Source organism: Streptomyces sp. XD-27, assembly GCF_030553055.1.
Classification (GTDB): domain Bacteria; phylum Actinomycetota; class Actinomycetes; order Streptomycetales; family Streptomycetaceae; genus Streptomyces.
On record NZ_CP130713.1, the window covers coordinates 903,228 to 929,960 of the forward strand.

A 26,733-nucleotide genomic window follows, 5' to 3' on the forward strand; every position below is an offset into this window, starting at 1 on the left:
CGTCGTGCTCTCAACTCGCCTGGATCGACTGCAGCATGTTCAGGCGCGCGGCCCTGCGGGCCGGCCAGATCGCCGCCAGGACGCCGATCACCAGCGCCAGCCCCAGGAAGATCCCGAGCCGCCCCCACGGCAGCACCATCTCGTACATCGTCATCGACGACGCCGTCAGGCTGCCCCCGGCCCAGGCCAGGAAGATGCCCGTACCGATCCCGAGCACCGCGCCGAACATCGAGATCACCACGGATTCCAGCCGCACCATCTGCTTGATGCCGGAGCGGTCGAGGCCGATGGCCCGCAGCATCCCGATCTCGCGGGTGCGCTCGAAGACCGACATGGCCAGGGTGTTGACGACGCCGAGCACCGCGATGACGACGGCCATGCCGAGCAGCCCGTACATCATGTTGAGGACCAGGGTGATCGACCCGTTGCCGTCCTTGACGATCTGCTCCTGGTCCTGGATCTTCAGCAGCGGGCTGTCGCCGAGAGCCTTCCGGATGCCCCGGTCCAGATCCGCGGCCTTGCCGGGCTCGGCCTTCACCAGGACGCTGTCGAGCTTCTTGGAGCCGGTGTGCGGCAGCACGTCGTTCAGCGTGCCCAGCGCGTCGTACACGACGCGGTTCGTCTCGTACACGCCGACGACCTTCAGCGTCCTGCCCGGCTTGCCGGAGTCCAGGTCCGTGTCGATCGTGTCGCCCACCCGGAGTCCGGCCTGCCGGGCGAACTCCTCGGACACCGCGATCCTCCCGCGGCCGATGTCGCCCAGCGAGCCGTCGCGGAACTCCAGGTCCACGACCTTGCCGAGTGCCGCCGGGTCCGTACCGGTGATCGACGCGAAGTGGCCCTTCGTCTCGAGGCTCGCGGACGTGACGGGCGCGGCGGTCGCGACGCCCGGCACCTTCGCGACCTTGTCGCCCGCGCCCCCCTCGAGCCCGTGGTAGGAGCTGCTGGAGACCTTGTAGTCGGCGGCCAGGCCCTGGGTCGCTTCCTTGTCCATGGCCTGCTGGGTGGAGTGCCCGGCCACCGTGAGACCGGTGATCAGGGCGAGCCCGATCATCAGGGCCGAGGCGGTGGCGGCGGTGCGCCGCGGGTTGCGCAGCGCGTTCTCCTTGGCCAGCTTGCCGCTGACGCCGAAGAGACGGGTGGTGACCTTGCCGGCCAGGGTGATCAGCGGCTTGGACAGCAGCGGGGCCAGGACGATCATGCCGCTCAGGGTCAGCGCGGAGCCGAGCATGGCGATCATCAGGTCCGACTCGTTGCTGGTCTTGAGCGTGGAGACGTACAGCATGACCAGCACGCCGAGGCCGGTGAGGAGCGTGCCGAGCACGTTGCGGACCACCAGGGCGCGGGTGGGCGGTGCCTGGTCGATGGTGCTGAGCGCCTCGACGGGCGCAATCTTCGCGGCCTTGCGGGACGGCAGCCAGGCGGCCAGCACGGTCACGACGACGCCGACCGCGAGCGACCACAGCAGGGCCGCGGGCGAGATGACCAGCGGTCCGTCGGGCAGGCCCGCGCCGCCCGCGTTGAGCAGCGGGCGCAGCGCGGCGGCGATGCCGATGCCGAGCCCGAACCCGGCGGCGGAGGCGCCGAGCCCGAGGAGGGCCGCCTCGGCGAGGACGGCGCGCACGACCTGGCGGCGCGAGGCGCCCACGGCCCGCATCAGCGCGATCTCGCGGCCGCGCTGGGCGATCAGCATGGTGAAGGTGTTGGCGATGATGAACACGCCGACGAACAGCGCGATGCCGGCGAAGACCAGCAGCGTCTTGGTGAGGGACTTGGTGTCCTCGGTGATCTGCCGGGACTGCTCGGCGGCGAGCTCGGCACCGCTGGTGGCCGTGGCGCCCTCCTTGGGCAGCAGCGCCCGCACCTCGTCGGTCAGTGCGCGGTCGCTCGCGCCGGGCTTGGCCGCCACCGCGATCTCGTCGAAGTGGCCGGGGGTGAGGTACAGCTTCTGCGCGGTCCTGGTGTCGAACAGCGTCAGCGTGCCGCCCGCGGTGACCCGCGGGTCGTCGGTGGAGACGATGCCGACCAGCTTCTTGGTCAGCGCGGGCCCGTCGACGGCGAAGCGGACGGTGTCGCCGATCTCGTAACCGGCCTTGTCGGCGGTCTTGGCGTCCAGGGCCAGCTCGCCCGCGGCGGCCGGGCCGCGGCCTTCCTTGAGCGGGAAGCGGCTGTCCTTGCCGCCCTTGCCGGGCACGTAGTTCGTGGCGAGGTTCTGCCAGGTGTTGTCGGCGTTGACCGGGCGGCCGTCCTTGCCGGCCAGCGTGGCCTCGCCGTTGACGGTGGGGCGCACCGAGGCGACGCCGGGCAGCGCGCGGATCTTCCGCGCCAGCGCGGTGTCGAGGGCGGTGCCGTCCTTGTCGCCGGCGTCCTCCGCCTGTATGGAGACGGCCACGTCCTTGAGGCTCTTGGCGGAGGCGTTGCGGAAGGCGTTCGCGACGCTGTCGCCGAAGACGAGGGTGCCGGCGACGAAGGCGACGCCGAGCAGGACCGCGAGGGCGGTCATGACCAATCGGGCTTTGTGCGCAACGACGTTGCGCAGGGCTGTACGCAGCATGGTGGTGTCAGTCCTGGAGTGACGCGGAGACGGGGTACGGAGGGAGCACCCGGGGGGCGGGAGCGGGGAAGGGGCGCGTCAGCTGGTGCGCCCGGCGGCGTCGAAGAGCCGCATGCGGTCGAGCACGGCTTCGGGGGTGGGGGCGGGCAGCTCGTCGGTGATGCGTCCGTCGGCGAGGAAGACCACCCGGTCCGCGTGGGCGGCGGCCACCGGGTCGTGGGTGACCATCACGACGGTCTGCCCCAGCTCGCGCACGGACTCCCGCAGGAAGCCCAGGACTTCCGCGCCGGAGCGGGAGTCGAGGTTGCCGGTCGGCTCGTCCGCGAAGATGATCTCCGGTCGGCCGGCCAGCGCGCGGGCCACGGCGACCCGCTGCTGCTGGCCTCCGGAGAGCTGCGAGGGGCGGTGCTGGAGCCGTCCGGTGAGGCCGAGGGTCCGGATGACCAGGTCCACCCACTTCTGGTCGGGCTTGCGGCCCGCGATGTCCATCGGCAGCGTGATGTTCTCGATGGCGCTCAGCGTGGGGAGCAGGTTGAACGCCTGGAAGACGAAGCCGACCTTGTCCCGGCGGAGCTTGGTGAGCTGCCGGTCGTTCAGGCTGGCCAGCTCGGTCTCGCCGATCCGGGCGGATCCCGCGGAGAACGAGTCGAGGCCCGCCATGCAGTGCATCAGCGTCGACTTGCCGGAGCCGGACGGCCCCATGATCGCGGTGAACCGCCCGCGGCCGAACTCCACGGAGACCGAGTCGAGGGCGACGACGCGGGTCTCGCCCTCGCCGTAGACCTTGCTCAGCTCGGTCGCGCGGGCGGCGGCGACGGCGGGGACCTGGTGGGATGCGGGGGTGGTCGCTGTCTGCGTCATGGGGGCTCCTGGACGGGGTGGTCAACTCCCTTCCATCGTGGTCGCGGCCCACCCTCGGATCCGTCGCTCTCAGGGCCTGAATGCGCTGCCTGCCCCAGGGCAGAGCCGACCCGCGGAGGTGCTACTTCCGGATTACCGGGCCTCTGCCATGAGGTAGACCCGCCCCCTTAGGGGCGTCGCCGGGCTCCTTGGGGTCGCCGTGACTCCTTGGGGGGCCGCCCGGGCTGCCGCCGCCGCTTGGCGGCTCAGCCCATCAGCCCCGCCTGGTGCGCCAGCAGCGCCGCCTGCACCCGGCTGCTCGACCCCGTCTTCTCCAGGATCGACCGGACGTGCGTCTTGACCGTCCCCACGCCGATGCCGAGCCGCTCGCCGATCTCCAGGTTCGACAGCCCCTCCCCCAGCATGGCCAGCACCTCGCGCTCCCGGCCCGTCAGGCCCGCCAGCCGCCGGTCCGGCGCGGCGGCCCCGGCACCGGCGCCGCCGCCGCGCAGCATCCGGCGGATGACGGCTCCGGTGACCCCGGGCGAGAGGACGGCGTCCCCGGCGGCCGCGGCCCGTACCGCGCTGATCAGCTCCTGCGGCCCCTCGTCCTTGAGCAGGAAGCCGGTGGCGCCGGACGTGAGGGCCCGGATGACGTTCTCCTCGTCGCCGAAGGTGGTGAGCATGACGACCTGCGGCGCGGGGTCCGGGGCGAGCAGCTGCTCGATGGCCGCGAGCCCGTCGAGCACGGGCATGCGGATGTCGAGGAGCACCACGTCGGGCCGGTGCTCGGCGGCGAGCCGGACGGCCTCGGCGCCGTTGACCGCCTCGCCCACCACCTCGATGCCGTCGGCATGCCGGAGAATCAACCGGACGCCGTGCCGGATCATCTGCTCGTCGTCGGCGAGCAGCACCCGGATCGCGGAACCCGCCCCGGGGCCCTGTGCGGCATGGGCCTGGTCAGTCATGTGTCCTGCCTCCACGGGGCGGTTCGGTCACCATGGCGACCTTGAAACGGTCGATCGCGATCAAAGTGTCGGCGCGGAAACAGTAGCGGACGATCTCCAGCCGCCCGCCTTCGCTCTCGCCTCCCGCGTACGGGTAGATGCAGGTCGTGGCGGACCGCGGCCGCGGCGGCTCGCGCCCGGCGGCGGCCGCCCGCACCACGTCGTCGTCGTAGGCGACGGCGTCCTGCACCTGCTCCCTGGTCATCCCCAGCCGGGGCTCGGGCGGGGGCTGGTAGTCCGACTCCCGCGCCTGGTCCACCAGGACGAGCCCGAACAGCATCATCACGCCCACCCCCGCCAGCCCGAGCAGCCCGGTGACGGCGCCGGCCAGGCGCCGCTGGACGGCGGAGAGCTCCCGGCCGGGCTGAACGGCGGCGCGGACCGGCCCGTCCTCGTACGGTGCCGCGCCGGTCGCCTCGGCGCCGGGCCCGGGATCCCCCGGGATGTCCGCCGCCACGGCGAACCCGCCGCCCGGCGTCGGGCCCGCCTCGAAGTCGCCGCCGAGCAGCGCCGCCCGCTCGCGCAGGCCCGTCAGCCCGCGCCCGGAGCCGAGTCCCGTCGCGGCGGCGGGCGGGGCGGGCGGCGCGCCGTTGCGCACCCGGATCTCCACCCGGTCGTCGGTGTGCGTGACGGCGACGGACACGTGGGCCCCTGCCGCGTACCGGTGCACGTTGGTCAGGGACTCGCGCACCACCCGGTGCACCGCCCGCCGCACGCGGGCCGGGCGGGCGTCGAGATCGGCGCCCTGCCAGGAGAACTCGACGGGGATGCCGCCGGCGCGCGACTCCTCGACCAGCGCCCCGATGTCCGCGCGGGTGCCCGTCGCGTCGGTCAGCGCGTCGGTGCCGGTGTCCCGCCCCAGCGGGCCGAGGACCCCCAGCGCCTCGCGCAGCTCCTGCATCGCGTCGCGGGTGGCGCGGCGCACCAGCGCGGCCTCGTCCCGCAGCTCGGGCGCCTCCTTGAGCAGCGCCATCTCCAGGCCGCCCGCGTGCAGCGAGATCAGGCTCAGCCGGTGCCCGACCAGGTCGTGCATCTCCGCGGCGATCCGCGACCGCTCGTGCATGCGCGACTCGCTGTCCGCGAGCCGGCGCGCCTCCTCGGCGGCGGCCGTGCGCTCCCGCAGCGCCTGGAGCAGGCGGTCCTGCTGCCCCGCCGCCGTGCCGACGAGGCCGGGGACGATCACGGTGGTCGCGGCGAGCACCGCGCCGAGCACGAGTCCGTACGGCCTGCTGCCGAGCCCCACGTCGGGCGCGAACCCGGCGCACGTCGACATCGCCAGCGCGACCCCCGCGAGCAGCAGCCCGGCACGCCGCCGGGGCGCCTCCGTCTGCCGGGTCGCGCCGTACACGGCCACCGCGGTCAGCAGCGCGACCGCGGGCATGATCCCCATCAGCGCGGCCAGCCCGAGCGCGCTGGGCACCGGGTACCGGCGCCGCACCAGCACCAGCCCGATACCGGCGAACCCCAGGAACGTCGTGGCCCCGCCGGCGAGCGTGCTGCTGATCCCCCCCTCGCCCTGGTACGTGAGCAGCACCAGCAGCCCGGCGAGGCCCCCCTCCCAAAGGGCCCGCCACAGCCGCCGCCCCTGCTCGCCCGGCCCGGCGAAGGGGCTCCGGGTCGGACGGTGCTGCGGATCTGGCGGAGCGCTGGGCGACATACCGCCGATTATCGGTCACGCCCGCGCGGCGTTCCCTGCGCCTTGCGGCCGACCGCCCCTCTACCGAAAGGCAGAGGGGGGCTGAACGAGTTGCGACACGGCGCATGACGTGACCTGGCCCGGGGGCATTCGTTGTTCCGGTCATGATCAAGAAGACCGCCACTGCGGCCTGGCTGGCCGCGGCCGCCCTCGTGGCGCCTCAGACGTCCGCGTCGGCAACCGAGGACGCGCCGATCCGGGTGGCCCAGGGACACGGCCTGGACGCCTGCCCGGAGGAGTCCCTGTGCCTGTACGAGGACGCCGACTACAACGGCGAGCACGACGCCCAGATCTGGATCATCACGGGCCAGGTGGACTCCCTGGCCCCGTACGGCGCGAACGACCTCGCCAGCTCCGCGTACATGAACACGTCCGACGAGACCGAGGCGTATCTGCGGGAGCACGTCCAGGTCGGCCACAACCCGTACGTCCACATGCACGGCCAGGAGACCCACGCCCAGCTGAACAACGTCTACATCCACGCCGAGCAGGACGACTGGACCGGGGACTTCAACGACCGGATCTCGTCCGTCGACTGGTTCGACTCCTCCACCGACGGCGAGGGCTTCGCGCCGGACCTCCAGCCCTCGTTCCAGGGTCTGCTCGGCCCAGGCGACGCCGGCCCTCAGTGACCCTCGCCGCCGCGCACTGAGCGGCCTGCCTCCCGCAGCCCGCCGGGAGCATGGCATGATCACGCAATCGACCGCTCCTGGGCAAACCGCCCACGAGCGGCCGGTCTTCATGTCGATGACGTGTGACGCGGCCCCAAGTCGCCCTTCCGTGACGCCTTGTGGCCACCCCCACCTCACGCTCCCGAGGATCCAACGTGCGCAAGATATCCAGAACCGCTTTACTGCCTGCGCTCAGTGCCCTGGCACTGCTCGCTGTCGGATGCTCGGCGGCCGGGCCGTCCGAGTCGTCCGGCCCCGGCAAGCCCGCCGCCGCGCGGCCCTCGACCGCCGGTGACGCGGCCACCGACTCCGCTGCCTCCGGGCAGCTCGCCGTCGGCAAGGGCCCCGCGGCCTCGGCCGCCCCGACCGCCGTCGCCCGCCCCGCCGGTGGCGACCGAGCGGTCCAGAAGTCCTCGCTGAAGATCACCTCGTTCGACCGGCGCAGCGGACGGGCCGTCATCGCCGCGCCCGCGCCCGCGGCGAAGCCTTCCAAGGACGCCGGGCCCAGCCGGACGCCCGCGTCCGGCACCCCGGAGGACGGCCAGGACCGCCTCGCCGTGGGCGACGTCGTCGCCAGCGGGCCCGTGCCCGGTGCCCCCGACGGCGTACTCGCCAAGGTCACCGAGGTGGTCGGCACCACCGAGAAGGCCACCGAGGTCAAGACCGCCCCGGCCACCCTCAACTCGCTGCTGGGCAGCGCCAAGGCCAATGGCCAAGTGCCCGTCGACCCGGCCTCCGTGACGGTCGAACCGCTGGTCAAGGGCGTCAAGGTGTCCTGGTCGAAGGCCGGCGGCGTGCACTCCGGGCCTCAGGGCACGAAGGTGCCGCTGGGCAACCTCCGCCTCGACGTCGGCGCCGCGATCGCCACCCCCGAGGACGCCCCGGCGTCCGCCGCCGCGTCGGTCTCGGGCTACGTCCAGCTGGCGCCGCAGGTCGAGTTCTCGTACAACGGCGGCGCCGGCCACGCGGGCTCACCCGGCGGCGCGTACCTGGGCCTGTCCGGCGACTGGTCGTCGCAGTGGCGGCTCAAGGGCCGGGCGGCCGCCCACACCCCGGACGGCAAGCCGCTGCGGATACCGTTCGCCAAGCTGCACGCCGACCCGGTCATCCAGGTCGGCCCGGTCCCGGTCGTGGTCAACCTCGACCTCACCGCCTACGTCGCGGTCGACGCCGACGGCCGCGTCAGCGTCGACGTCAAGGAGGACCTCAAGGGCGACTTCCGGATCGGCGGCAGCTACAGCCGGGCCGACGGCTGGCACGCCGTCAGCGAGTCCGACATCAAGGCGTCGCCGGTCACGGCCACCGTGGCGGCGGCGGGCAAGGTCAAGGCCACCCTCGGCGCCGAGGCCACCGTCGGCCTCTACGGCGTGACCGGCGTGACCGCCGAACTCGCCCCGTACCTGCGCGGCGAGGCCGAGGCGAGCGCGACGGGCTCCAGCGACGGCAGCGGCTCGGCCGTGGGCCACTGGCTGGTCGCCGGCGGCGTCGACCTGTCCGGAGCGCTCCTGTTCCATCTGAAGATCTTCGGAACTCCGGTCTTCGAGAAGCGGATTCCGCTGGGCTCGCTGCACCGGGAGTGGAAGCTCTCCGAGGGCAACGGGTCTGTCCGCACCACCCCGGCCAAGAACGGCCGGTAGGCGGCGACTCGGCCGGACAGCGGAAGGCCCGGGACCGCGGAGGTGCGGTCCCGGGCCTTCCGGCGTCAGCCCATGTGGGCGGGGGCCGCGCCCTCGGTGTGCCGCTGCCTGCCGGCGTTGACGGCCAGCGCGGTGACGGCCAGGCCGGCCAGGAACATGGCGCCCGCGGCGGCGAACGCCACCGTGTAGCCGTGGGTCAGCGCCTCACCCGCCCGCGCCGCCAGGCCGAAGTCCTCCGTGGCCAGGCCCCGATAGAGGGCGGAGGCCGCCTTCGGGAGCTTGTCGTCCGACGCCGAGGTGGAGATGGTCGACAGCACCGCGAGGCCCAGTGCGCCGCCGATCTGCCGCGCGGTGTTCAGCAGCGCCGAGGCGATCCCCGTGTCCTCGTGCGCGACCCCGCTGACCGCGCCCAGCGTCATCGGGACGAAGCTCATGCCCAGGCCCAGGGCCGTGACGAACATGGCAGGCATCAGGTGCGCGGTGTACGAGGAGTCCGGCTCCAACGTGGCGAACCAGAACATGCCCGCGGCCGCGACCAGCAGGCCCGGCCCGGCGATGGCCCGGGGTGCGACGTGGGTGACCAGCTTGGAGCTGATGCCCGCCGCCGCGGCCATGCCGAAGCTGAACGGCAGGTAGGCGAAGCCGGTCCGCACCGGGCTGTAGCCGAGGATCAGCTGCATATAGAGCGTCAGGAAGTAGAAGGTGGCGAACATGCCGGAGCCGATGAGCAGCATGGTGGCGTAGCTGCCCCATCGGTTGCGGTCCTTGAACAGCCGCAGCGGCATCATCGGGTGCCCGGTGCGGGCCTGGACGACCAGGAAGGCGGCAAGCAGGACCGCGGCGGTGGCGAAGGAGGCCAGCGTCAGGCCGCCGGTCCAGCCGTGCTCGCCGCCGCGGGTGATGCCGTAGACCAGGGCGATCAGACCGCCGGTGCCGGTGATCGCGCCGGGGATGTCGAGGCGGCCGGGGTGGCGTTCGGCCTCCACGAGGGTCCTGGTCCCGGCCAGCACGGCCAGGCCGATCGGGATGTTGACGAAGAAGACCCAGCGCCAGTCCAGGTAGTCGGTCAGGACGCCGCCCAGGAGCAGGCCGATGGTGGAGCCGAGACCCGCCATCGCGGCGTACACGCCCATCGCCGTGTTGCGCGGCTTGCCCGCCGGGAACGTCGTGGCGATCAACGCCAGCGCACTGGGCGCGGCGAGCGCCGCACCGACTCCCTGAAGCACGCGCGCGCCGATCAGCAGCGCCTCGTTCGGGGCCAGCCCGCCGAGCAGCGACGCCAGCGTGAACACCGCGATGCCGGCCTGGAACATCCGCCGGCGCCCGAACAGGTCGCCGGCCCGGCCGCCGAGCAGCAACAGACCGCCGAAGGCCAGCGCGTACGAGTTGACGATCCACGCCAGGCCCGAGTCGGACACGTCCAAATCGGTCTGGATGCTGGGCAGGGCGATGTTCGTGATCGTGGCGTCCAGGACCACCATCAACTGGGCCGCGGCGATCACGACCAGGGCCAGGCCGAGATGACGCCCCCGGGGTGAATCCCCGGGGGCCGCCGGCCGCGCGGAAGCGACGGCGATTGTGCTGTCAGAAGACATGGAGGAACTCCGAAGAATGGCCGGGACGAATTCAACCGGCGAACCGCTTTCGTGAATGGAACGTAGCAGTCCCGGGACCCCGGGAAGCCGCCAAAAGACGGGGGTTTTCCGGGGTGATGATCCTCACTCTTGACAAACCCATTCGGCTTGCGTGCACACGAGAAGAAGACCTCTCCCGGTGTCCACACTTTTCCCCGAAATGCAAGTGAAAAGCGCCCGGAAAGTCTCCCGCTAAAGCGAGAATGGCTTATTGTGCCGCGTTGTCCAGGCCGTGAAAGGGCCACGCGGTGGCTCGGGCGGCGGCCGTTACGCGGTGCGTTCCAGCTCCGCGGGGTCGATGCGGTGGGCCAGCTCGCGGCCGGTCAGCAGCCGCTCCAGCTCCTCGGTCACGGTGTGGCCGAGCCGCGCCAGCTCGTTGCCCTGGGAACCCGCGACGTGCGGGGTGACGAAGGCGTTCGGCAGGTCGAAGAGCGGTGAGTCGACGGGCAGCGGCTCGGGGTCGGTGACGTCGAGGATCGCGCTGATCCGGCCGCCGCGCAGTTCCTCGACGAGTGCCGCGTGGTCGACGAGCGATCCGCGCGCGGTGTTGAGGAGCACCGATCCGTCGGGCATCAGCGCGAGTTCGCGGCGGCCGATGAGGTGGTGGGTCTCCGGGGTCTGCGGGGCGTGCACGGTGACGATGTCGCTGGTGCGCAGCAGGTCGTCGAGGGGCAGCAGCGGCACGCCGAGCGCCGCGGCGGCCGCCTCGTCGACGTGCGGGTCGGCGAGGCCGACCCGCAGGTCGAAGGGGCGCAGGAGCTCGATGAGGCGGCGGCCGATGCGGGACGCGCCGATGACGCCGACCCGGCGGCCGAGGTTGCCGACGCCGGGGACGATCTCGCCGAACGGGAAGGCGCGCCGGGCGCGGTAGCGGTCGCGCTGCGCGAACACGTCCTTGCCCGCGAGCAGCACCATGGCCAGCGTGTACTCGGCGACCGGCAGCGCGTTGGCCGAGGCCGCCGACGACACCGCGATGCCGCGCTCCCAGACGGCGGGGGTGGTGAAGCCCTTGACCGAGCCCGCCGCGTGCAGCACGGCCCGCAGCTCGGGCGCCGCGTCCAGCACGGCCTCGTCCAGGCGCGGGCAGCCCCAGCCGGTGATCAGGACCTCGGCGCGGGCCAGCGCCTCGCGGGCCCTCGGGTCGGCGAAGTCGTCTGCGACCAGGGCGGGATCGATCTCCACGGACCGCCGGACCCGGTCCAGGACCTCGGGCGGGAAGAGCCGGGAGACGTGTCCGGGCGTCATGGCGAACAGTGCGCGCGGACGCGTGGGCACGTCAGGCATGGAAGTGGCCCTCCGGCTCGGCGGCTTGGGGCAGCAACCGGTTTCTATCACGAGGGCGGGTGATCCTGCCGCAGGACGGCGGTCGTCATCGGCGCCACCTCCGGTACGGCGCCAGGGCGCACCGTCGGGTGGTGCCGCGGGCCGCCCGGACAGAACCGGCCCGCGCCCGCGGTCCCGCGGGAGTCGGACTTCGCGCCGGTTGGCGGCACGGGTCCGGCGAGCGCCCCCGCACGCCCGGTGACCGGCCCGCGGGCGCGCTCGTTGAGCGCGGCGTGGATGATCGCACGGACACCATCCGGCGCCCCTCGGCGCACCACCCCTCCATGCTCCGGCTGGCGGCTGCCTCGCTCGCGGGCACCGCCATCGAGTTCTACGACTTCTTCGTCTACGGCACGGCCGCGGCGCTGGTCCTCGGCCCGCTGTTCTTCCCGAGCTTCTCCCCGCTCGCCGGTACCCTCGCCGCCTTCGGCACCTTCGGCGTCGGCTTTCTCGCACGGCCGCTCGGCTCGATGCTGTTCGGGCACATCGGCGACCGCTACGGGCGGCGGCCGGTCCTCGTCGCCTCGCTGCTGCTGACGGGCGTGGCGACCGTCGCCGTCGGCTGTGTGCCCACGTACGCCTCGATCGGGATCGCCGCCCCCGTGCTGCTGCTCGTGCTGCGGTTCCTCCAGGGGCTCGGGGTCGGCGGCGAGTGGGGCGGCGCGGTGCTGATCACCGCCGAGCACGCGCCCGCGCGGCGCCGCGTGCTGTGGACCAGCTTTCCGCAGTTCGGCCCGTCGGTCGGCTTCCTGCTGGCCAACGGTGTGGTGCTGGCCCTGTCCGCGTCGCTCAGCGACGCCCAGTTCCGCTCCTGGGGCTGGCGGGTGCCGTTCTGGGCGGCGGGCGTGCTGGCGCTGGGCGGCCTGCTGCTGCGTCGCGCTCTGGCCGAGAGCCCCCGGTTCGAGGAACTGGCCGCCGAGGGCGGCCGGGCGCGGCTGCCGCTGGCCGAGGTGGTGCGCGACCACTGGCGGACCGTGCTGCTGGCGGCGGGCGGGCTGACAGCCGGCTACGCGGTCTTCTATACGGTCAGCACCTGGTCCCTGGCGTACGCGACCGAGGAACTGGGCGTCAGCCGGACGGTGGTGCTGGCCTGCATCATGGCGGCCGTGGCGGTCAAGGCCGCGTTCACTCCCCTCGCGGCGCTGTTCGGCGACCGGTTCGGGCGCAAGCCCATGTGCCTGCTGGGCTGTGCGGCCTCGGCGCTGTGGGCGTACCCGCTGATCGCGCTGCTGCACACGGGCGAGCCGCTGCTGATGTTCTTCGGCTTCGTGGGCGCGGGGATGGCCTTCACCTCCACGTTCGCCGTCGTCGCGGCGTACCTCCCGGAGCTCTTCGAGCCGCGGGTGCGCTGCACGGGGGCCGCGGTCGGCTACAACCTGAGCGGGGTCTTCGGCGGCGCCCTGACGCCGCTGGTGGCGACCGCCGTGACGAGCGGCGGCGGGCCGCCCTGGGGCGTCGCGGCGTATCTCGCCGGTGTCGCGCTCCTGAGCCTGGTCTGCTTCGCGCTGCTGCCGGAGACCCGCCCCGCCCCGGCCGCCGCGGACCGCATGACTCCGGCCGACGCGGCCGATCCGGCGCCGGGCTGCTCGGCCGCCTGACCCGTCGTGCCCGGGGAGGTGGCACACCTCGCCGGCCGCCGAGATGACGTCTGCCGGTCGGGCTCGCGTGGCGCGTTGCCCGGCCTGCCGGAAGCGGCCAGACTCGACCGTCCACGGCCTCCGCCATCCGCACCGGGTGACCACCTCATGAGCAGACCAGGGGACGCAGTGACAGGGCAGGTTGTTCCGCACGACGTGCAGGGAAGCGGTTCCGAACGAGTCCTCGTACTCCACAACTGGTTCGGCGACCGGTCGAGCTTCGACCCGATGCGCCGGTATCTGAACGGGGACGCCTTCAGTTACGCGTTCCTCGATTGCCGCGGGTACGGCGAGGCGATCGACGCCGACGGCGCTTTCACGATGGAGGAGGTCGCCGAGGACGCCCTCACGGTGGCCGACCGCCTCGGCTGGCAGACCTTCTCGGTCATCGGTCACTCCATGGGCGGCAAGGCGGCCCAGCTGATGCTGCTGGACGCCCCGTCACGCGTCCGCTCGATCGTCGGCGTCTCGCCCGTGCCCGCGTCCGGCTTCCCCCTCGAAGGAGAGACCTGGGAGCTGTTCGCCGGGGCGGCGGAGTATCCCGGCAACCGCAGGGCGATCATCGACAACACCACCGGCGGGCGGCACGACGACGCCTGGCTGGACGCCATGGTGAGCCGCTCCGTGGAGCGTTCCTCACCGGCGGCCTTCCGCGCGTATCTGGACTCGTGGTCGCGTGCCGACTTCCACGAGCGGGTACGGGGCAACCCGGTCCCGGTACTGCTTGTCGCCGGCGCCGAGGACCCCGCGCTGGGGCCCGAGGCCATGCGCGCGACCTGGCTGCAGTGGTATCCGAACGCCGAGCTTGAGGTCCTCCAGGACGCGGGCCACTACGCGCCGGAGGAATCCCCCGAAGCGCTGGCGGCGGTTGTGGAGCGGTTCCTCAGCCGATGACCGCCGCGGCCTGTGGGGCTGGTCGCGCGAGTCTCGGCGGCGGAGCAGGCCACCGCGCGGCGGCCGGTCATCGTGCGGCGGGGCGTCCGAGGAAGATGCCGGTCAGGACCAGGAGGAGGCCGCAGATCTGCTGGGCCGTGAGGGTCTCTCCGGCGATCGCCATGCCCAGCAGCACGCCCGTCACCGGGTTGAGCAGTCCGACCAGGCCGACCGTCGCAGCGGGCAGGCGCCGCAGGCCCGCGAACCACGCGGCGAAGGCCAGCGCCGTCGCCACGGCCGCGACGTAGCCGAATCCGACGAGGGCCGAACCGTCGAGACTCGGCGGCGGCCCCTCCACGACGGCGGCGAAGGGCAGCAGCAGGAGGCCTCCGGCCATGAGCTGCCAGGAGGTGGAGGCGAGTACGTCGACGTCGGAACTCCATCGCTTGGCGAGGATGTAGCCGAGGGATGACATCGCCATGGCGGCGACGGAAGCGAGCACGCCGCACGCGTCGATCGACACGGTCGCGGTGAGCAGCATGAGGCAGACTCCGCCGGCACCGACGGCGGTACCGACCAGGTGCGTCAGGCGCGGTCGTTCGGCGATCAGCGCCCAGGCGATGAGCGTCATGGCCATCGGCGAGGTCGCCATGACGGTCGAGGCCACGCTCGTCGGGAGCCGCTGGGCGGCGACGTAGACCAGGGCGAAGAAACCGCCCATGTTGAGCACGCCGAGGACCGGCGACTTCCACCACCAGGGTCCGCGCGGCGGCAGTCTGCGGCATATGAGCAGGAGCAGAACGCCGGCGGGCAGCGCTCTGATCGCCGCTCCGTACAGCGGGTGGTCGGCGGGCAGGAACTCGTGGGTGACGAAGTAGTTCGTGCCCCACGCCACGGGCGCGAGTGCGGTGACCAGCGACCACCGCAGATTATCTTCCATGGAAGGCAATATAGCTTCCATGGAAGATATAGCGGTACGCTGGTGCCGTGCAGCAGCCCATGGACCATGTCGCCCGCATCCAAGCCGAGTGGGCCCGCGAACGAGCCGACCTCGACGTGAGCCCCCAGGCGGTGATCGGGCGCCTGCACCGCCTCGGCAGGCTGCTGACGGAGCGCCTCTGCCTCGTCTACCGCCGATACGGCCTGAGCGAGGGGGAGTTCGACGTCCTGGCCGCACTTCGGCGAGCGGGCGAGCCGTTCGAGCGGGCGCCTGGCGAGCTGGCGGCGCACACCATGGTCACGACGGGCGCGATGACCAAGCGGATCGACCGTCTCGAACGCGACGGCCTCGTCACCCGCCGCCGGTCGACCGTCGACGGCCGAGGACGGGTCGTGGCGCTCACCCAGGCGGGTCGGGACCTGTTCGACCAGGCGTTCACCTCCCACATGCACAACGAGCGGCGCCTCCTCGATGCCCTGACACCGGAAGAGGCCGCACAGTTGGAGAGGCTCCTGACCGCGTGGCTGGCCCGCGTCGAACCGCCGCCGCATCCGTAAGCACGCCGCGGCCGCTCGTCTCGGGCCGCCCGAAGCTGTTGCGGGCGCCTGGGCCCGCGGCAACGCGGTCCCAGGCGATGTTCACTCCGCGGGCAGGCGCTACGGGCACCGCTGCGCCCTCTTGACCACGGCGAACTTGAGCTGCTGGATCTGCTGAGGCGTTCCCGGGGCCGGCTGCTGGAGACAGAGCTTCCAAGCCGGGGGCCAGATCATGCTGCCGTTTTGGCCGCTCACTTCCTTGAGGTCCACACGCTCCAGGGTGTCGAGGGTCTTGAGAGACTTGAGGGTCTTGGCGACGGGCAGGTCCTTGCCCTTCAGGTCCAGCGCGGAGCCGCCATCGGCGGCATGGGCAGGGGCAGCCAGCGCGACGACGGACAGCGTCAGGGCGGCGGCAGCGGTGATGTTCCTCTCCATAGCCCAATAAACGATCACCAGGGGCGGTGGTAACCGTCAGCCACTCACCCGTCGGGCGGAGGCGGATCGTTCGGGCGGCCGACGCCACGGCATCGCCGTCGGTGCGAGGTTCGGAGCATGATCGATGCTGTACGGACGGTGGGAAGGCCCCGGCGCACCTGGGGGCAGCGGTGGTCGCGCTGGGTGGGCCGGGTGACGGTGTGCTGGGGAGTGGCGTACGCCTGCTTCGGCCTGGCCTGCGCCGTGAGCGGGACCCCGCTGCTCTACCACGGCGACGACCCGGGGCCCTCCGCCTTGGGGTGGGGTGTCGCCGCGGTGGGCGCGCTGGCGGCGCTGGCCTGCGCGGCGGTGGCGCGCTATGGGCTGCGTCCGGCCCTGCGGGTGCTGCTGTGGGTGATCTGCGCGCTGGCGGGGATCGCCGCGTTCAGCCTGCTGATGGACGTCATCACGCTGATGGTCGGCCAAGGGGTGGACAGTCGGGCGTCTGCCGCGAACCACGCGCTGGCGGCGGCCGGGGTGCTCCTGCTCGCGGCGACCGCCCGGTCCGACCGCCTGCCGCCCGCCGCGGCCTCCGTGCCGGCGCCGTCCGCCGCTCCCCCGCCGGTGCAACGCGCCGCCTGGGCCGGGACGCTGGCCTTCCTCCCGTACGCGGCGATGAAGCTCGTATGGGCCTTCGGTGGCACCTTCGCCGGGGTGTCGGGCGAGGAGATGCTCGCGGTCTCGAGACGTAACGGGGCCTCGGAGCTGTGGCTCACCCTGGAGTCCTGGGGGCTGGACGCCACCGTGCTGCTGGCAGCGCTCGGCGTCTTCCTGCTCTGGGGTCTGGTCCGCCCGTGGGGCCAGGTCTTCCCGCGCTGGACGCTGCTCCTGCACGGACGCCGCGTCCCGCGCTGGCTGCCCCTGGCCCCCGCCCTGGTCGGCGCCGCCACGCTCGCCCCGTACGGGGTGGTCGGGGTCGGCTACTCGGCCCTGGCCACGGTCGGCGTGGTGACGATGCCGCGCGGTGACTTCCCCTCCTCGCAGGACGCGCTGCTGGTCTGCTGGATCGGCATGGCCGCGTTCGCCGTGTACGGCGTCGCGCTGACCGCCGCCGCCCGCTCGTACTGGCTGCGCACGCGCCCCGTCTGCCGCGTGCTCACGTCGTGATGCGTTCCAGCGGTATGAGCTTGAAGTTCTGGTTGCCGCTGGTGCCGGGCGAGGTGTTGGAGCCGTCCTGGCAGACGAAGACGCCGTGGGGGAAGGCCGGTCCCAGGTTCGCCGTCGTCGCGTCGATGCCGTCGGTGTCCTCGCAGCCGTCGGCGGCGCTGCCCCGGACCACGGAGAAGCGGCCGGTGTAACTGCCCGTGGCCCGGTCGTAGGTGGTGTAGTCGTTGCTGCCCTGGGAGGAGACGATGATCCGGTCGCCCGCGGCGGTGATGCCCTCGACGTCGGCGGTGAGGTGACCGTCCGAGCCGGTGGAGTCCATCAGGGTGCGGCCGGTGCCCGCGTCCGGCTCGGCACCGTAAGCCCACACGCCGACGTCCTCCTCGCCGAGGTACAGCTTGCCGGTGGTCTCGTCGGCGAAGCAGCCCTCCACGGTGCTCTCGGCGCCGAAGAGCCGCACCGACCGGGTGGCCACCGCGTCGCCGTCGACGGTGATCTCCCACTGCTCGACGCGTCCGGAGGTGGAGTTGGGGAAGGCGTAGAGCTTTCCGGACGACGGCGACTTGTACATGCAGATGCCGTGCGCGGTGACCTCGGTGGGCACGTCCTTGAGGTGCTTCAGCTTCCGGGTGGCCGCGTCCATGCGGTAGATGTGCATGGCGCCGTTGCCGTTCTCCGCCTCGTCGTCCGCCGAGACGACGATGTCGCCGCGGAGGTCGACGTTGTTGCCATGGTCTCCGGCGACGCGCTGGATGCGGGCGCCCTTCAGGTCGTAGACCTCCAGGGCGCCCTTCTTGTCGGTACCGACCACCACGGACTTCGCCGGATCGCCGGGGTGCACCCAGACGGCGGGGTCGTCGGCGGCGTCGCCACTGTGGGAGACCGGCGCCGTCTCGACGGTGGCCGTCACCTCGGTGCCCGCGGTGTGCGGGGTGTCCGCGTGGGACGGCGCGGCGGCCTGCCAGAGCAGGGCCGCGGCGGCGGTGACGGTGACGGCAACGGCGGTACCGCGTACGGCCGGTCGGGTGGGGGTGATGTCAGGGGACACCATGGTTCCCTTCATGTGGGGGTGGGACAACGAGGACGATAGGAAGCCCGTTCGAGTGTTTCCTGAACGACAGGTGAACGGAATACCCATGACCGGCGGCAGGCGTCACTGTGTGACGGTTCGTCAACTCTCGGACGTCCAGGTGCCCTCGGGCAGCCACCGCACCTCGCCCGTCCCCAGCGTGATGGTGGCCCGCGGCCGCATGGGCTCGTCGCCTCGGCGGGAGAGCAGGACCACCTCCCCCACCCGCGCCGACATGCCGCCCAACAGGGCCTCGCACTGGGCGGCGAGCCGGTGCGGGTCCCGGGTCCGGCCCAGGGAGAGGTGCGGCGTGAAGCCCTTGGCGCGGCCGACGCAGCGGGGGAACCGCTGCTCGAGGGCGTGGTGCAGTTCCGCCCACGGGGCCGCGCCGGCCGCCGCCGGGTCGAGCCAGACGGTGGCGTCCTCCCGGTGCCGGAAGGCGCGTACCCCCTCCAGCCGGGCGGTGAACGCCGTCGTCTCGGCCGCCGCCGCGGCGAGCAACGGCGCCGCCCGCTCGAAATCGGCCTCCGGTACGAAGCCGAAGAGCAGGTTGACGTGCGGTGGCCAGCGGCGGATCTGCCGATCGTGCTGCCGTCGGATGTACTGGATCGACGGCCACAGCTCCTGTGGGGGGATCCACGCCACCGCGGTACGGGGCGTCGGCGCGACGGCGAGCACATCGGTGGCCCCGGTCGCGCCGGTGTCCTGATCGCCGTGGGCCAGGTCCACCTCCACGCCGTACGCGCCGGAGACCGGGTCCGCCGCCACGCCATGGTGGTCTGATGCGTACGACTCCTCCGGGGTGGGTGAGCCCGGGACCGCTCGGGTCGGGCGCCAGCCGCCCGCGCGCACGAGCACCCGGTCGCGGGGCCGGTGCCCGCGCCCGTTCCCGTGCACGTCGGTCCAGGCGTCCCGCAGTCCGAGCGCCGCGGCGGGTCCGCCTCCACCCTCGCCGCCGCCGTTGACGTCACCGTTGACGTCGCCGAGCAGGATCAGGTCGCCGACCACACCGGCCAGCACCTCGGCGAGCTGGTCCCATGCGGCCGGACGGGTGGCGGCCACGACGAGCGGTCCGGATTCGGCGTCCGGGGCGGTGTCCACGACGATGGCGGTCACAGCCCCGTGCGGTCCGAGGGTGTGCCACCCCGCCTCCCGTACGGGCAACCGGCTGAGCAGCAGCGGGCCGCCGTCGTCGATGTCCTGGCCGGCCGGATCGGTGCTCAGTGTGTAGCCGGCCCGCACCCACGGGGCCCGCAGCAGCAGGGCGAGCGGTTCCGGGTCGGCCTCCTCCAGCGCGATGATGTCCGCGTCGGCGGCCGTCAGGGCGAGCGTGTGCCAGGTCAGGACGCGCAGCCCCGCCACCGTCGGCGGTGGGCGGGGCGTACGGCCCTGCGTACGGCCTACGGGGCACCAGCCGGCCGCCGGGTCCCATGCGTACGGCGTCCTGGCCATGAAGAACGGCGCCCGCAGGCGGCGCGGGTCCGGTACCCGTCCGGCCCGCGAGGCGTCGATGCGGTCCATGCCGGTGGCGCGGTCCCAGACCAGCTCGCCGTCCGCCTCGACGAACAGCACGCGATGCCAGGGGATGTCACCTCCGGGGACGAAGGCGGGCAGCGGGATCCGCTCGGGCGCGGCGGTGCCGCGCTGCCTGATCCCCAGCACGAACCGGGCGGGATCGAACCGCGGGTCGTAGCAGACACGGTGGTAGATCTCCTGGCTGGTGCGCATCGCTCACGCCTCCGTGGCCTCCGGTACCCACAGTGCCACCACGCGCGCGGCCGCTGCCTGCCTCTCACGGGCCTGCGTCGCTCGCGGCGCCGAGACCCGCGACGGCGCGGCGGATCCGGTCGGCCGCGTCGGGGCGGCGTTCGGCGGCCAGCTGGTCGGCGAGCCGGGAGCCGACGGCCTGGTGCAGCCCGGCGACGACCGCCGCCGTGGCACGGCTCCGCTCGCAGATGCCCGTGGCCTCGGAGAACAGGTGGACGGCTTCCTGCAGCCGGGAGCCGCCCGCCTCGGCCCGGACGCCCACGGCGTTGAGCAGGGCGTGGGTGAGCTTCGGCGTGACCCCCGGGTCGGCCTCGGCCATCCTGCGGCGTACGGCCACGCACTCGTCGGCCGCGGCGAGGGCGTCGTCATGCCGCCGGGTGACGAGCAGGACCGTGCTGAGCGCGCCCAGCGCCTCGGCCAGGAAGTGCCCGTGGGCCTCCGGCTGCCGCTCGGCCAGTCGGCGCAGGATCGCCACCGACTCGTGGGCGGCGGAGAGCGCCTCGGCAGGCCGGCCCGCCATGAGGAACCGCAGGCCGAGCCCGGACAGGACGTTCGCCAGTTCGCTCTCGTAGGAGGCCGGATTGGTTGCGGCGAGCTGCCGGTACAGCGTCGCGGCCTCCTGCCCCGTGGGGACGGCGTCACGGCTGCCGGTGCGGGCCAGGGCCGCGGCGAGGTTGGTCAGGGCAGTGGCCAGGGCCGGGGTGTAGGCGGCCGGCTCCGCCCGCGCGAGCCGGCGCAGGATGGTCACGCCTTCCCGGGTCGCCGTCACCGCTTCCTCCGGTCGGCCGGTCCGGCCGAGGCACAGGCCGAGCGCCACCAGCGACGCGGACAGGTCCGGCTCGTGTGCGGCGGGGTCGGCCGCGGCCAGCCGCCGGTGCAGCGCCACACACTCCTCCTGCGCGGCGGCCGCCTCGTCCCAGCGGTCGGCGAGGGACAGGCCGCGTCCCACGTTGAGCAGCGCGTTCGCGAGGTCGGGAAGGAAGCGCTCGTCGCGCTCGGCGAGCCCGCGCAGGATGCCCACGGATTCCTCGGTGACGGCCTGCGCCTCGGCGCGCCGCCCGACGGCGGCCAGCCGGACGCCGTGGGCCTTCAGCGCGACCGCGAGGTTGCGTTCGACCGTGACCGCCAGGGCGGGAGTGGGCATGTCGGCCGGATCGATCGCCCGGTACTGCTCGACGGCGGTCGCGGACTGGGCCACGGCCTCTTCCAGCCGACCCGCGTGGTGGAGCCGGATGCTGAGTTGGTGCCGTACGGCGGCCTGGTCGCCGGGGTGCCCGGCGCCTGCGAGGCGGTGCGGCAGCAGCCGGACGCTGACGGCGGCGATGCCCGGGTCGAGGTCGACGTCGGGCCGCCGGAAGGACGGGAAGTGCGCGGCGACGGCCTCGAGGAGCTCCGGAGCGATGTCGTCGAGCGCGGCCAGGGCGGACAGCGCGCCGCTGCCGCCGGCGACGGCGAGCTGCGGGGCGGACGCGAGCAGCGGGAACAGGTACCGCGGGCCGACGTGCGGCCAGCGCTGGGCGGCGGCGACGAGGAAGGTGACGGCACGGGGTGTCCAGGTGTCGGCGACCGAGCCCGTGCCGATGCCGGTCCGGATCCTGACGCCGCCACCGCCGCCGCTACCAGGACCGGTGCCGCTGCCGGTGCCCGCGCCCGTCCCGGTGCCCGCGCCCGTCCTCGTACCGTTGCCCGCGCCCGTTCCGGTGCCCATGCCCGCGCCGGTGAGCAGAGCGCTGATCGTCGGCCCGGCCCACGGCTGTGCCGGGTACTCGGCTCGGTGTCCCGGGAGAGTGAGCGCCAGGAAGTCCTCGCTCAGCCGGTCCGGGTACAGCGGTTCCAGCACGGTGTCCTGGTCCGGATCCGCCGGGGGGTAGCACACGGCGTGGTCCGCGAGGACGCGCCGGGCCGGCAGCCGCAGGTCCATCCCGTCGACGACGTCCCGCCCCTTCGCGGGCGCCAGCGGCCCGGTGAGCGCCGCGGCGAAGACCGTACGGTTCATCACGTCGGGCGGCGTGGTGAACGCCGTGCCGGACGGGGCGATCTCGTGGCCGGCGTCCCCGGCGTCTTTGTGGAGGCGCGCCCAGTGGAGGTGTTCGCGGTCCAGGAGGTAGCTGGTCAGCCCGGCGAGGTCGGCCGGTGGCCGCCGGCCCGCGGCGCGGGCGTCGACGGCGACCAGAGCGGCCATGTGCACCGCCAGGGTCAGGCCGAAGTCGGCGCTCACGAGCGCCTCGGGTGCGGTGATGCCGGCGGACGGGATGCCGTACCGGACGGCGAAGCTGTCGCGGGCGACGGTGAACATCTCCGCCCGCGGCGACCGGGACCCGCCCTCCCCATCCCCCTCGTTCCCTTCCCGGTCTCCGCCCCCCTCGTCGGACACGCCGGGCAGCGGCGGGAGGAACTGGGCGGACGTCGCCGCCTGTTGGTTGGCCAGTGCGGCGCGGACGGCGGGCCAGACGTCGTCGCTGCGGGCCAGCAGCAGGACGCGGGCGCGCCCGGCAGGCCGGTGCAGCAGCGCGTTGCTGAGCAGCCACAACAGGTGGGACAGCGGCCAGCGGTCGGCGTAGTCGACGATCAGCAGGGTCCTGGCGTCGGCCGCGGCGCCGAGGTCCTGGCTGCCGGGCGGTGGCAGGACGCTGCCCGGGCCGTGCGTGGCGGTCACGACCTGCCAGCCGTCGGCCGCGGACTGCTGTGCGAAGTGGTCGGCGAGCCGGGTCTTGCCCTGGCCGCCCGGGGCGTGCAGCCACCGCACGGCCAGCCGCGCCCCCTCGTCGCGCCACCGCCGCAGCGCCGCCAGCTCCGCCGCGCGCCCGGTGAACTCCACGACGCCGAACCGGGCGTTGAGCATCCGGCTCGGCAGCTCGCGCAGAAACCCGTCGTCGGGTGGGGCCGTCGGCCTCCACCGCTGGAGCAGGTACACCGGTACGCCGTCGCCGAAGACGTGGATGTCGGCGCCGATCGCACCGTAGGCGAAACCGTTCTCGGCGCGTACGTGCTGGGTCACGAGAGATCGTCCCCCGCGCCCGGCACGGCGAGTAACGACAGCGGCTCCGGCATCGTGGTCTCCTCCCACCCCGAGGCGGTCGGCTGACCGCCGTGAGGCAAACGTACCTCCCCCCTCTGACACCGAAGCGGGGTGCGGCCGGGTTCCCGCCGGCGGGACTACCGCTTCTCGGCGGAGAGGGCGTCGCGGACGTGTCGCCTCGTGACGCCCAGCTTCTTGAGTACGTGGGCCACGTGCTGTTCGACGGTGCGGGGAGACAGGAACAGGGCCTGCGCGATGTCCTGGTTGGTGGCGCCTCGGGCGAGCAGCTCGGCGACCTGCCGTTCGCGCGGCGAGAGTTGGTCCCCGTAGCCGCGGCGGCCGCGCGGCGACGGGCGGGCCAGGCCGAGTTCGCGCAGGGTCCGCTGGCACCGGGCGGCGTCGGAGGGGGCGCCGAGCGTGCCGTACGCGTCGGCGGCCTGGGTGAGATGCTCGGCGGCCGCGTCGGGGCGGGAGCGGCCCAGGGCGCGCCCCTGGCGTTCGGCCGCGCGGGCGGACTCGTACGGGCGCCCGATCCGCCGCCACAGTTCGCGGGCGTACCCGAACTGCTCGGCGGCGGCTTCGGCGTCCTCGCGCAACAGGCCGCGTACGAGGTGCAGTTCGGCGACGGCGCCGGGCGCGTCCCGGCCTCGCAGTCCGCTGTCGGCGTCGTCGGCCAGCCGTCCGGCGGCCTCCCGGTCGCCGTGGGCGAGCGCCGCCTCAACGGCCACGGGCACCAGGCCGGTGGCCCGCGCCCACGCGCCTGCCCGGCGCAGCGCCACCACCGCCGGCACGGTGGCCGCCGAAGCGGCCTCCGGTGCCCCCTCCGCCAGCCGGATCGCGGCGGTCTCCGCGGCGGCCCGGCACGCCATGGTCACCTGGGACTCCCGCTCCCCGGAGGCGGCGGCCGCGGCCAGCCACTCCAGGGCACGGGCGTGCTGTCCCCGGGCCGCCGCCAGCCGCGCGCCCACCATGGCCTGCTCGGCCGTGGCCATGCGGATGTCGGGGAACTCGTCGCCGAGCGCGGCGAAGCGCTGCTCCAGGTCCGTCCAGTGCCCGGCCAGACCGGCCAGCCGCAGCAGGGCGATGCGGCTGTAGCACTCCAGATACGGGATGCCCGCGCGCCGGGCGAGCTCCCGGCTCTCCTCCAGCAGCGCAGCGGCGCGGCGGTCGTGGCCCAGTTCGATGGCGATCTCGCCGACGTTGTAGAGGGCGCGGACCGTCTGCCTGAGGACTTCCGCGTCGTCCGCCCGCCGGGGCAGCCGGTCCAGCAGGGCCCACACCTCGGCGTTGCCGTCCCGGGCGAGCAGCGTGAGCCGGGTGGCGCGCACCGTCGCCCGGATGGCATCAGCTTGACTGTCCTGGCTGTCGCGGATGGTGTGCTCGGCCCGGTCCAGCCAGGTCCAGGCGTGGTCCGAGGCGCCGTTCTGCTCGTTCATGGCCAGGGCGGCCATGGCTCGGGCGGCGCGTTCGGGGCGGCTGCGCAGCTCCTCGACGGCCTCTTCGAGCCGCTCGAAACCGGCCCGGTCGCCGACCTGGCTGATCATGATGATGCCCAGCGTCAGCCGGATGTCGCCGCGGGTGGCCTCCGGCAGCTGCGGGTCGGCGAGGATGCGGCGCAGTACGGCGGCGTTGGCGGCGTAGTCCACGCCGTTGACGGCGATTCCCGCCAGCGCGAGGGCGGCCCGCGACCGCAGGTCGGCGTCCAGCCGCGGCTGGTCCAGGATCCGGTGCAGCAGCGTGGCGGCGGTGCCCTGGTCGCCCAGGGCGATCGCCTGGTCGGCGGCGGCCTCCGCCTGCCGCAGCCATGCCTCGTGGTCGCCCAGGGCGTAGGTGTGGTGCGCGATCTGCACCAGCGGCGGGGGCGACTGCGCCGTCAGCGCCTCGACGGCCCGCCGGTGCAGGCGGGTGCGGCGAGGGCCGGGGACGTGCTCGTAGGCGGCCTGCTGGGCGAGGACGTGCCGGAACACGTACCGGCCCGATCCGGTCTCGCGCAGGACGGAGGACCGCAGCGCCTCGGTCAGCCCCTTGGCGCCGGCGTCCGCCTCCAGCCCGGCGACGCCGGTGAGCAGGGGCTCCGGGGCGGGGACGGCGAGCACACAGGCCGCGTCGACGATCGCCGCCCCGTCCGGCGACAGGGCCGCCAGGCGTTCCGTGACCGCTTCGCGCAGGCTCCTGGGCACCTCGGCGCGTTCGAGCCCGACGGTGAGATCGCCGCTACCGGCCACCTGTGCGTGCTCGCACAGAGTGATCAGGTCCTCCTCGGCGGCCAGCGGCAGGCCCTCGCTGCGGCGGTACAGGACGTGGCCCAGCGCCGGTGTGGCGCGCGGGCCGAGCGCGGCGCACGCCAGATCGCGTACGTCGTGCTCGGACAGCGGGTCGAGGCGGATCGTGGTGCCGCCGGTCCCGGGCGGGCGGCGGTACGCGGCCCCGAGCGGCGGAGTGTCCAGGGGCAGGTCCTCGGCCCGGTAGGTGAGCACCAGGCTCAGCTGCTCGGGCAGGTCCCTGGCGATCAGCAGGAGCAGCTCGCGGGTGGCTTCGTCGACCCAGTGCAGGTCCTCGACGACCAGGACCGCGGGGCCCAGTGCCTCCAGGAACGCGCGGACCGCCTGCACCAGCTGGTGGCGCCGGGACTGGGCGTCCTCCGGCCGCGGCGGCGGAGGCGGGAGCCGGTCCGCGAGGTCCGGCAGCAGCCGCGCCAGGGCGCCGGCGGTCGGGGAGACGCGGCCGGGCGGCGGCAGCCAGCGGCCCGCCTTCCGCAGGGCGTCCACGACCGGGCCGAACGGGAAGGGCTCGCGCAGCGGGTGGCAGAAGCCCGTCAGCACCCGGCGGTCCGCCGCGGACCGCACCGCCTCGCGGACCAGCCGGGACTTCCCGATCCCGGCCTCCCCCTCGACCAGGACGACCGCGGGCGGATGTCCGAGCGCAGCAAGCAGCAGGCCGAACTCCCGCTGCCTGCCGACGAATCGGAAGGTCCCGCCGGTCGCCGCGGCAGCGTGGTCGGGGCCGAGTCGCACGCGATCACCTGCCTCGCCCACGGCACCGGGCGGAGCGGCCCTGACCGGTCCCGTGGCCCTGTGCTGGCCACGCTAGACCGGTGCGCGGGGGCGGCAACAGACCGGTGGCGCGACGGGCGGCGACGCGGCGGTCAGCCGGGCGGGACGGCCCCGCCACCGAGCGGTGGTCCGCCACCGGCTCCCGGCACCAGTTCCGCGGTCACCCGGGTGCCGCCCGCCGTGACCGTGACGCAGCAGCTCGCCGCGTACGCCTCCACCAACCGCAGGCCGCGGCCGCCGCACGGCGTGTCGCCGGCCTCCTCCTCGTCCGCGCCGCGCGCGACCGACCGCGGCCGCCACCGTCCGGTGTCGCTGACCTGGATCTTCATCGTCGCGCCGGTGACGGCCAGCAGGACGGTCACGTCGGGGCTGCCGCTGTGCCGTACCGCGTTCGCGACCAGTTCGGTCACGATGACGGCCACCGCCTCGTCGACCGCTTCGGACGCCTCCCACCGCCGCGCCGTGTCACGGGCGAACCGCCGCAGGACGGGCACCGATGCCGCCGCGGCGGGCATGACGCACACGGCCGACCTCGTCGCGTCGGCGGTCCGGCTCGGCAGGTGGTAGTCGAGGGCAGCGGAGCGTGTCTTCTCGACCGTCATCACGGGAAGCTCCTTCACGTCCCTGGCCTTCTCAGGCCCGTACGTGCGGTGGGGGATGTTCGTAAGGCCGACCGCCGCAGCGGTGACGCCACCACCCTCGCCTCCGGACCACGGCCGGAACAATCAGGGAACGCTCAGGTACGGGTACGCAAGAAATGCCCGTCGATCGACGGCCTGTCCATCGCCCCCATGCGACTCAGGGCGCATGCCCGCATACGACCAGGGTGTGACGGGCATCGTGCTTCGGCGCGATGCGGCGGCGGCCTGACGGGCAGTTGGATGGCGGGGTAGCTGATC

The 26,733-nt window shown here is 73.7% G+C and carries 19 protein-coding genes; 6 read left to right on the forward strand and 13 right to left on the reverse strand.

Annotated features, from left to right (window positions below; all coding sequences use genetic code 11):
* Nucleotides 1-10: 10 nt before the first annotated feature.
* From Q3Y56_RS03855 to Q3Y56_RS03870, 4 genes are all read right to left on the reverse strand, one after another.
* A complete protein-coding gene (locus Q3Y56_RS03855) occupies nucleotides 11-2,554 on the reverse strand; it encodes an ABC transporter permease (RefSeq protein ID WP_304460567.1) in 2,544 nt (847 codons plus the stop codon).
* A 78-nt stretch (nucleotides 2,555-2,632) separates the two neighbouring features.
* A complete protein-coding gene (locus tag Q3Y56_RS03860) occupies nucleotides 2,633-3,415 on the reverse strand; it encodes an ABC transporter ATP-binding protein (RefSeq protein WP_304460568.1) in 783 nt (260 codons plus the stop codon).
* A gap of 245 nt (nucleotides 3,416-3,660) precedes the next feature.
* Nucleotides 3,661-4,362, reverse strand: coding sequence for a response regulator transcription factor (locus Q3Y56_RS03865; protein ID WP_304460569.1), 702 nt, complete (start codon nucleotides 4,360-4,362; stop codon nucleotides 3,661-3,663).
* Entirely contained in the window at nucleotides 4,355-6,058 is a 1,704-nt protein-coding gene (locus Q3Y56_RS03870; protein WP_304460570.1) for a sensor histidine kinase, read from the reverse strand. Before Q3Y56_RS03870 ends, Q3Y56_RS03865 begins: the two co-directional genes overlap by 8 nt.
* Before the next feature lie 143 nt (nucleotides 6,059-6,201).
* On the opposite strand from Q3Y56_RS03870, the gene Q3Y56_RS03875 reads away from it, so the two are divergent.
* Both Q3Y56_RS03875 and Q3Y56_RS03880 read left to right on the forward strand, forming a co-directional pair.
* Nucleotides 6,202-6,729: a peptidase inhibitor family I36 protein gene (locus Q3Y56_RS03875; RefSeq protein WP_304460571.1), complete on the forward strand. Its 528-nt coding sequence runs from the start codon at nucleotides 6,202-6,204 to the stop codon at nucleotides 6,727-6,729.
* A 194-nt stretch (nucleotides 6,730-6,923) separates the two neighbouring features.
* Nucleotides 6,924-8,405, forward strand: coding sequence for a hypothetical protein (locus Q3Y56_RS03880; protein WP_304460572.1), 1,482 nt, complete (start codon nucleotides 6,924-6,926; stop codon nucleotides 8,403-8,405).
* Nucleotides 8,406-8,470: 65 nt separating this feature from the next.
* Here Q3Y56_RS03880 and Q3Y56_RS03885 read toward each other — a convergent pair whose 3' ends face one another.
* Both Q3Y56_RS03885 and Q3Y56_RS03890 read right to left on the reverse strand, forming a co-directional pair.
* Nucleotides 8,471-10,000, reverse strand: coding sequence for an MFS transporter (locus tag Q3Y56_RS03885; protein WP_304460573.1), 1,530 nt, complete (start codon nucleotides 9,998-10,000; stop codon nucleotides 8,471-8,473).
* A gap of 306 nt (nucleotides 10,001-10,306) precedes the next feature.
* Nucleotides 10,307-11,314, reverse strand: coding sequence for a hydroxyacid dehydrogenase (locus Q3Y56_RS03890; RefSeq protein ID WP_304460574.1), 1,008 nt, complete (start codon nucleotides 11,312-11,314; stop codon nucleotides 10,307-10,309).
* Between the two features lie 332 nt (nucleotides 11,315-11,646).
* On the opposite strand from Q3Y56_RS03890, the gene Q3Y56_RS03895 reads away from it, so the two are divergent.
* Together Q3Y56_RS03895 and Q3Y56_RS03900 are read left to right on the forward strand one after the other, a co-directional pair.
* Nucleotides 11,647-12,960: an MFS transporter gene (locus Q3Y56_RS03895; RefSeq protein WP_304465461.1), complete on the forward strand. Its 1,314-nt coding sequence runs from the start codon at nucleotides 11,647-11,649 to the stop codon at nucleotides 12,958-12,960.
* 168 nt (nucleotides 12,961-13,128) lie between these two features.
* The gene (locus Q3Y56_RS03900) at nucleotides 13,129-13,893 is read left to right on the forward strand and encodes an alpha/beta fold hydrolase (RefSeq protein WP_304460575.1); all 765 of its coding nucleotides are present in this window, start codon (nucleotides 13,129-13,131) and stop codon (nucleotides 13,891-13,893) included.
* Nucleotides 13,894-13,960: 67 nt separating this feature from the next.
* Here the strand turns inward: Q3Y56_RS03900 and Q3Y56_RS03905 are convergent, their stop codons facing one another.
* Entirely contained in the window at nucleotides 13,961-14,812 is an 852-nt protein-coding gene (locus tag Q3Y56_RS03905; protein WP_304460576.1) for a DMT family transporter, read from the reverse strand.
* A 59-nt stretch (nucleotides 14,813-14,871) separates the two neighbouring features.
* Between Q3Y56_RS03905 and Q3Y56_RS03910 the strand changes: the two genes are divergently transcribed.
* Nucleotides 14,872-15,369: a MarR family winged helix-turn-helix transcriptional regulator gene (locus Q3Y56_RS03910; RefSeq protein WP_304465462.1), complete on the forward strand. Its 498-nt coding sequence runs from the start codon at nucleotides 14,872-14,874 to the stop codon at nucleotides 15,367-15,369.
* A gap of 99 nt (nucleotides 15,370-15,468) precedes the next feature.
* Here the strand turns inward: Q3Y56_RS03910 and Q3Y56_RS03915 are convergent, their stop codons facing one another.
* A complete protein-coding gene (locus Q3Y56_RS03915; RefSeq protein ID WP_304460577.1) occupies nucleotides 15,469-15,783 on the reverse strand; it encodes a hypothetical protein in 315 nt (104 codons plus the stop codon).
* Nucleotides 15,784-15,900: 117 nt separating this feature from the next.
* Between Q3Y56_RS03915 and Q3Y56_RS03920 the strand changes: the two genes are divergently transcribed.
* A complete protein-coding gene (locus Q3Y56_RS03920) occupies nucleotides 15,901-16,929 on the forward strand; it encodes a hypothetical protein (RefSeq protein ID WP_304460578.1) in 1,029 nt (342 codons plus the stop codon).
* On the opposite strand, the gene Q3Y56_RS03925 is transcribed toward Q3Y56_RS03920, so the two are convergent.
* From Q3Y56_RS03925 to Q3Y56_RS03945, 5 genes are all read right to left on the reverse strand, one after another.
* A complete protein-coding gene (locus tag Q3Y56_RS03925) occupies nucleotides 16,919-17,977 on the reverse strand; it encodes a phytase (protein WP_304460579.1) in 1,059 nt (352 codons plus the stop codon). The genes Q3Y56_RS03920 and Q3Y56_RS03925 overlap by 11 nt on opposite strands.
* A 120-nt stretch (nucleotides 17,978-18,097) precedes the next feature.
* The gene (locus Q3Y56_RS03930) at nucleotides 18,098-19,723 is read right to left on the reverse strand and encodes an RNA repair domain-containing protein (RefSeq protein ID WP_304460580.1); all 1,626 of its coding nucleotides are present in this window, start codon (nucleotides 19,721-19,723) and stop codon (nucleotides 18,098-18,100) included.
* Nucleotides 19,724-19,787: 64 nt separating this feature from the next.
* Nucleotides 19,788-22,760, reverse strand: a complete 2,973-nt coding sequence (locus tag Q3Y56_RS03935; protein ID WP_304460581.1) for a tetratricopeptide repeat protein — start codon at nucleotides 22,758-22,760, stop codon at nucleotides 19,788-19,790.
* Nucleotides 22,761-22,918: 158 nt separating this feature from the next.
* A complete protein-coding gene (locus tag Q3Y56_RS03940; RefSeq protein WP_304460582.1) occupies nucleotides 22,919-25,795 on the reverse strand; it encodes an AAA family ATPase in 2,877 nt (958 codons plus the stop codon).
* Nucleotides 25,796-25,926: 131 nt separating this feature from the next.
* Nucleotides 25,927-26,436, reverse strand: coding sequence for an ATP-binding protein (locus Q3Y56_RS03945; protein ID WP_304460583.1), 510 nt, complete (start codon nucleotides 26,434-26,436; stop codon nucleotides 25,927-25,929).
* Nucleotides 26,437-26,733: the final 297 nt, after the last annotated feature.